The sequence below is a fragment of the Bradyrhizobium sp. HKCCYLS3077 genome, assembly GCF_051167555.1.
Classification (GTDB): domain Bacteria; phylum Pseudomonadota; class Alphaproteobacteria; order Rhizobiales; family Xanthobacteraceae; genus Bradyrhizobium.
Map to the genome: position 1 here is coordinate 924,739 of NZ_JBNPTH010000003.1, position 6,702 is coordinate 931,440.

The 6,702-nt window shown below is 67.5% G+C and carries 5 protein-coding genes; all 5 read left to right on the top strand.

Features of this window, described 5'->3' with window-relative positions; translation table 11 throughout:
- Nucleotides 1-15 precede the first annotated feature (15 nt).
- The 5 genes from ACQR0Z_RS16205 to ACQR0Z_RS16225 all read left to right on the top strand — a co-directional run bounded on the left by ACQR0Z_RS16205 (nt 16) and on the right by ACQR0Z_RS16225 (nt 6,498).
- A complete protein-coding gene (locus tag ACQR0Z_RS16205) occupies nt 16-516 on the top strand; it encodes a FixH family protein (protein WP_434856604.1) in 501 nt (166 codons plus the stop codon).
- A 14-nt stretch (nt 517-530) separates the two neighbouring features.
- Nucleotides 531-2,726: a cation-translocating P-type ATPase gene (locus tag ACQR0Z_RS16210; protein ID WP_434919292.1), complete on the top strand. Its 2,196-nt coding sequence runs from the start codon at nt 531-533 to the stop codon at nt 2,724-2,726.
- On the top strand, nt 2,717-2,902 hold the full coding sequence (gene ccoS / locus ACQR0Z_RS16215; RefSeq protein WP_434856602.1) for a cbb3-type cytochrome oxidase assembly protein CcoS: 186 nt from the start codon (nt 2,717-2,719) through the stop codon (nt 2,900-2,902). Before ACQR0Z_RS16210 ends, ccoS begins: the two co-directional genes overlap by 10 nt.
- 111 nt (nt 2,903-3,013) lie before the next feature.
- Nucleotides 3,014-4,180 (top strand): DUF3734 domain-containing protein, encoded by a 1,167-nt coding sequence (locus tag ACQR0Z_RS16220; protein ID WP_434919293.1) that lies wholly within the window; start codon nt 3,014-3,016, stop codon nt 4,178-4,180.
- A gap of 194 nt (nt 4,181-4,374) precedes the next feature.
- Nucleotides 4,375-6,498: a methyl-accepting chemotaxis protein gene (locus tag ACQR0Z_RS16225; protein WP_434919294.1), complete on the top strand. Its 2,124-nt coding sequence runs from the start codon at nt 4,375-4,377 to the stop codon at nt 6,496-6,498.
- Nucleotides 6,499-6,702 lie beyond the last annotated feature (204 nt).

Below are 6,702 nucleotides of genomic sequence, written 5' to 3' on the forward strand. Positions count from 1 at the left end.
CGAAGGAGCCCGTCCATGGCCAGCCGTTCCCAACCGTCCTTCCAGCTGACCGGACGCATGGTGCTCGCGATGCTGATCGGCTTCTTCGGGCTCGTGATCGGCGTCAACGTCTACATGATGAAGATGGCGATCTCGACCTTGCCCGGGACCGACGTCGACAGCGCCTACAGCGCGAGCCTCGGCTACGAGAAGGAGATCGCGGCGGCGCGCGATCAGGACGCACGGCGCTGGAAGGTCGAGGCGCATATCGAGCGCGGCGCCAGCGGGGCGGCCGTGGTGCAGGTCAATGCGCGTGACGCGAGCGGCAATCCGGTCTCCGGCCTGACCTTCCAGGGCCGGCTCGAGCGCCCCGCCGACAAGCGCGCCGATCAGCAGGTCGATCTGGCCGAGGTCGGCATCGGGATCTATCGCGGCACGGCGGAAGCGATCGCGCCGGGGCAGTGGGATCTCGTGCTCGAAGGCGATTCCAGCGGCCGGCGGCTGTTCATGTCCAAGAACCGCGTGCTGCTGAACTGAAGGATGTTTCGATCATGCACGTGACGCGTGACTTCTCCCATTACGTCAAGGATCTCGGCGCCGGCCTGAAGCATATCGACCTCGCGGTCGAAGGTGTCAGCTGCGCCGGCTGCATGGCCAAGATCGAGCGCGGGCTGTCGGCATTGCCGGATGTGACGCTGGCGCGTGTCAATCTCACCGACCGCCGCGTCGCGCTGGAGTGGAAGCAGGGCACGCTCGATCCGGCCAAGTTCATCGATCGCCTGGCCGAGCTCGGCTACAAGGCCTATCCGTTCGAGAAGGCGAGCGCGGAGGCGACCGAGGCCGAGGAATCGCGCTTCCTGCTGCGCTGCCTCGGTGTCGCGGCGTTCGCGACCATGAACGTGATGATGCTGTCGATCCCGGTGTGGTCGGGCAACGTCAGCGACATGCTGCCAGAGCAGCGCGACTTCTTTCATTGGCTGTCGGCGCTGATCGCGCTGCCGGCCGCAGCCTATGCCGGCCAGCCGTTCTTCCGCTCGGCGTGGCGCGCCTTGAAGACCGGCAACGTCAACATGGACGTGCCGATCTGCATCGGCGTGATCCTGGCGTTGGGCATGTCGATCGTCGAGACCTTTCATCACGCCGAGCACGCTTATTTCGACGCCGCGATCATGCTGCTGACCTTCCTGCTGGTCGGCCGTTATCTCGACCAGAACATGCGGCGGCGGACCCGCGCCGTCGCCGGCAATCTCGCCGCCCTGAAGGCGGAGACCGCGACCAAGTTCATCGGCGCGGACGAAATCTCCGAGGTCCCGGTCGCCGCCGTCCGCGCCGGCGACCTCGTGCTGCTGCGGCCCGGCGAGCGCTGCGCCGTCGATGGCGTCGTGGTCGAGGGCCGCTCCGAGATCGACCAGAGCCTGATCACCGGCGAGACGCTCTATGTGCCGGCCGAGCAGGGCACCGCGGTCTATGCCGGCTCGCTCAACATTTCCGGCACGCTGCGTGTGCGCGTCTCGGCCGCGGCGGAAGGCACCTTGCTCGCCGAGATCACGCGCCTGCTCGACACCGCGCTGCAGGCCCGCTCGCGCTACATGCGTCTCGCCGACCGCGCCTCGCGGCTCTATGCGCCGGTGGTGCATGCCACCGCAGCGCTCACTGTGCTGGGTTGGGCGCTCGCCGGCGCGAGCTGGCACGATGCCATCGTCACCGGCATCGCCGTGCTGATCATCACCTGTCCCTGCGCGCTCGGCCTTGCCATTCCGACCGTGCAGACGGTCGCCTCCGGCGCGATGTTCAAGTCCGGCGTGCTGCTCAATGCCGGCGACGCGATAGAGCGCCTGGCCGAGGCCGATCACGTCATCTTCGACAAGACGGGCACGCTGACATTGCCCGAGCTCGAAGTGGTCAACGCGGCTGATATCCCGGCGGATGTCTTCGCGCTCGCGGGCCAGCTCGCGCTGTCAAGTCATCACCCGGTCGCCGCGGCGGTGGCTCAGGCCGCGCAGGCCCGTTCGCCGCTGATGGGTGCGACCGAGGAGCCCGGGCAGGGCGTCCGCGCCATCGTCGACGGCGTCGAGATCAGGCTGGGACGCCCGGCATTCTGCGGCGCCGAGGCGCTGCTCACGGCGTATGTCGATCCCGAGGCCTCCGTCGTCGCGTTCAGCCGTGGCGATCAGAAGTACCTGTTCTCCGTGCGGCAGGGTCTGCGTCCCGATGCCGCCAGGATCGTCGCCGGCCTGCAGCGCCGCGGCATCAAGGTCGAGATCCTCTCGGGCGATCGCGAGGCGGCCGTTGCCGCCGCCGCGAAGGCGCTGGGCATCACCGACTGGCGCGCCGGCGTGACGCCGGCCGACAAGATCGCGCGCGTGGAGGAGCTCAAGCGGGCGGGCGTCAAGGTGATGATGGTCGGCGACGGCATGAACGATGCGCCGTCGCTGGCCGCCGCCCATGTCTCGATGTCGCCGATCTCGGCCGCGCATCTCAGCCAGGCCACCGCCGATCTCGTCTTCCTCGGCCGCCCACTCGCGCCGGTGCTGGCTGCGATCGACTACGCCCGCAAGGCGCTGCATCTGATGCGGCAGAATCTGTGGCTCGCGGTGCTCTACAACGTCTTCGCGGTGCCTTTGGCAATCAGCGGCGTCGTCACGCCGCTGATTGCGGCGGCCGCGATGTCGGGCTCGTCGATCCTGGTGATGCTGAACGCGCTGCGGGCCCGCAAGGTCCGCGAGGAGGCCGCGTCATGGAAGTGATGATCATCCTGGTGCCGCTGGCGCTGGCGCTCGGTCTGGCCGGACTGGTCGGCTTCCTCTGGTCGCTGAAGAGCGGCCAGTATGAGGACCTCGAAGGCGCCGCCTGGCGCGCTATTGCCGATGATGATGAGCCGGCCGCCCCGGCTCAGCCGGAGGCTGCCCCTTCGAGGTCGTGATCCCCTTACCATCCCCGCGAACGCTGACACTGTCGCATCGACGGCCCCTGTCGTAACAATGCCGCGGGCCTTGCGAACAGGCCAAGAGTTCACGCGGATGAAGAGGCAGACATGGCCGCAGATTTGGCCGAGGGCGGCGACACGACGCGCGCGACGATCGATCGCAGCACGCTTCCTGGGCAGGTGGTCCTCGTGCTGCAGGGCGGCGGCGCGCTCGGCGCCTACCAGGCTGGCGTCTATCAGGCCCTGAGCGAGGCGGGCATCGAGCCGGACTGGGTGATCGGGACCTCGATCGGCGCCATCAATGCCGCCCTGATCGCCGGCAGTCCGGTGCAGGAGCGGATGGCCCGGCTGCGGGAGTTCTGGATGCGAATGCACGCGCGTCCGATCTGGGGCCTCCGCACCGCCTTTCCGGATCTCGACGAGAAGCTGTCCTATTGGACGACCCTGACCCACGGCATTCCCGGGTTCTTCAAGCCCAACGCGCTGGCACATGCCGGCGATGGGTTTCCACTCGGCGCCGAGCAGGCCGGCTACTACGCCACCGCCCCGCTACGCGAGACGCTGCGGGAACTGGTCGATTTCGATCTGCTCAATGGCGGTGGCCTCCGCGTCACGGTCGGGGCCGCGCATGTCCGGACCAGCCGGATGCATTATTTCGACAGCCGCGAAGGGACGCTCGACGTCCGCCACATCCTCGCGTCCGGCGCGCTGCCGCCCGCGTTTCCGGCCGTCCGCATCGACGGCGAACTCTATTGGGACGGCGGCATTCTTTCGAACACGCCGACCGAGGTCGTGTTCGACGACAATCCGCGCCGGGATTCGCTGATCTTCGCGGTCAATCTGTGGAATCCGGAAGGGACCGAGCCGGTGACGATGGCGGAGGTGTTCAACCGTCACAAGGACGTCCAATATGCGAGCCGAATGGGCAGCCAGATCGCCCGCCAGGAGCAGATCCACCGGCTCCGCCACATCATCAAGGAACTGGCCGCGCGGCTGCCGGACTCCGTCCGCAACGATCCGGTCGTGCGCGAGCTCGCGAGCTATGGCTGCCAGACCAGGATGCACGTGGTGAGGCTGCTGGCGCCGCAGCTCGATCGCGAGAACCACACCAAGGATATCGACTTCAGCGAGCGCGGCATCGCCGCGCGCTGGAGCGCCGGCTATCAGCATACGCGCTCGGTGCTGGAGCGGATGCCCTGGAAGGGTGAGTTCGATCCGCTGTCCGGCGTCGTGGTGCACGATCCCGAAGTTGTAACGACGGCCGCCGCCGAGTAGCGGCGGGTGAACGATCCTCGAAACTGTCAAGTTCATCGAACTAATCAGCATTCGATTACCACAAAAACCAGACGGTTTAAGGGATTGGTGGTCATTCGTTCTTAATGATGAGGACGCGGCAAAGATGACGCGGTCCGCGCCGGCTGACCATGCGGGTCGCCACGCGGCCGACGGCGATCGATTGGGAATGACCGATGTCCGACCTTGCGATGATGCAGAACGATCCCGTTCACCGGGAGGCTGGAGCGGTCAGTCTCAAATGGAAGATCCTGGCCGGCAATCTGCTGACCGGCGTGTTTGCCATGGCTTTCGCGTGCATGCTCGCCTGGAGCAGTTGGGGGGATCTCGGCAAGCGTGAGCAGGCCGCGCGCGTGCTCGATGCCTTCGAACTGGTGATGAAGGTGAACGCGCTGATCCCGCTCGAACGCAGCCAGTGGAACGTGCTCGGAGCACCCGGAGCGGCGTCGGCCGAGGACATGGCCAAGCTCGACAAGGCGATCGCGACGACGGACGAGGCGCTCGCACAGGCCAAGAGCGCGGTGCAGGTGGCAGGGTTGCCGACCCGGAATGTCGACGCCGCCATGCAGACCTTGAAGGATGTCCGCTCGGCAGGCCGTGGCGCAGCGCAGCTTGCGGCGGCCCAGCGCCCCGCCAATAGCCAAGCCGCGACGACCGATGGCCTCGGCCGGGCGGCCGACGCGCTCAGCGCTGCCATCGACGAGACGGCGATCGAGTTGGCGCGGTCCGGCGGGGAGGTCGAGAACCTTCTGCCATCCGCCCAGCTCGCGCAGCTGTCGCAGTCGATGCGCACGATCAATGGCGCCCGCTCGGCGGTGCTGCGCTTCTTCATCCAGAACACCAGCTGGACGCCGGCCCGTCTCGCCGATGTGACCGAAAATAGCGGGCAGGTGACCCTGCTGTGGCAGCAGATCGAACTGGCCGCCCGCAGTGTTCGCAATGCGCCGGAGGTCTCCGCGGCCCTCGAACATGTCCGCTCGACCTTGATGGGTGACGGAGAGCGCCGCTATCGCGCCATCGTGACCGCCGCGCGCGACGCCCAGCCATCGCCGATCACCGCCGAGGAGTGGGGCCGCTGGACCTCTCCGATGCTCAACAATGTCATCGTACTGCGCGACGCGGCGCTGAAAACGGCGCATCAGTCGATCGACCAGGCGATCGGCGCGGCGCGGCTGCGGCTGTCCATTGCGCTCGGCGTGCTTCTGCTGGTCGCGGCCGTTTCGGTCGCTGTGGTCATCGGTGTCGTCCGCGGCGTCATCGGCCCGCTGGTCGGCCTGACCGGCGTGACCCTGCGTCTCGCCAATGGTGAGCTCGACGCCGAGATCCCGAACGACACCCGCAAGGACGAGATCGGTGCCATGGCGCGCGCGCTGAAGATCTTCAAGGATGCCCTGGTCGCCAAGAAGGCGTCGGACGAGGCGGCGCAGCGCGATGCCCAGGCGCAGATCGATCGCGCCCGCCGGCTGGACACGCTGACCCGCAATTTCGAGGCGACGATCGCCGACATCGTCAACACCGTGTCGTCGGCCGCGTCTGGCCTCGAGACCGCGGCCGATACGCTGACCAGCACCGCGAACCGCTCGAAGGAGCTCAGCACGGTGGTCGCGGCGGCGTCGGAGGAAGCCTCCGCCAACGTCCAGTCGGTGGCGTCCGCGACCGAGGAGCTGTCCTCCTCGGTCAACGAGATCAGCCGGCAGGTGCAGACCTCCGCGCGCATGGCGGGTGACGCCGTTCAGCAGGTGCGCCAGACCAACAGCCGCGTCGCCGAGCTGTCGCAGGCGGCTGCGCGGATCGGCGACGTCGTCGAACTGATCAACACGATTGCCGGCCAGACCAACCTGCTGGCGCTCAACGCCACCATCGAGGCTGCCCGCGCCGGCGAGGCCGGGCGCGGCTTCGCGGTCGTCGCCACCGAAGTGAAGGCGTTGGCCGAGCAGACCGCGAAGGCCACCGACGAGATCTCGCAACAGATCTCCGGCGTGCAGACGGCGACGCAGGAATCGGTCACCGCGATCCAGGCAATCAGCACGACGATCGAGCGGCTGGCCGAGATCGGCGCGGCGATCGCCGCCGCGGTCGAGGAGCAGGGGGCCGCGACCCAGGAAATCTCCCGCAACGTGCAGCAGGCCGCGCACGGCACCCAGCAGGTCTCGTCGAACATCACCGACGTGCAGCGCGGGGCGACCGAGACCGGCTCGGCGTCCTCCGAGGTGCTCTCCTCGGCCAAATCGCTCGCCGGCGACTCCAACCGCCTCAAGCGCGAGGTCGGCAATTTCCTCGAAGCGGTGCGCGCGGCGTAACCAGCAGCTCAACGGCAAGGAAAAAGCCCGGATCGTGTCCGGGCTTTTTGTTTAAGGTTGCGCGGATGAGCGCAGCGATATCCGGGGTCTCACGCGCCGCTGGCGTTGAACCCGGATGTCGCTCCGCTCATCCGGGCTTCTGTAACGGGCCTTGGTTTGTCAATCCCAATTGCATGTCCTATCGCCGGGCCCTTGCTTCTGTAC

Excerpts from the sequence above, each read along its gene's own strand:
- ACQR0Z_RS16205 (WP_434856604.1), top strand. The coding sequence starts at position 16 with ATGGCCAGCCGTTCCCAACCGTCCTTCCAGCTGACCGGACGCATGGTG.
- ACQR0Z_RS16210 (WP_434919292.1), top strand. The coding sequence starts at position 531 with ATGCACGTGACGCGTGACTTCTCCCATTACGTCAAGGATCTCGGCGCC.
- ccoS (WP_434856602.1), top strand. The coding sequence starts at position 2,717 with ATGGAAGTGATGATCATCCTGGTGCCGCTGGCGCTGGCGCTCGGTCTG.
- ACQR0Z_RS16220 (WP_434919293.1), top strand. The coding sequence starts at position 3,014 with ATGGCCGCAGATTTGGCCGAGGGCGGCGACACGACGCGCGCGACGATC.
- ACQR0Z_RS16225 (WP_434919294.1), top strand. The coding sequence starts at position 4,375 with ATGTCCGACCTTGCGATGATGCAGAACGATCCCGTTCACCGGGAGGCT.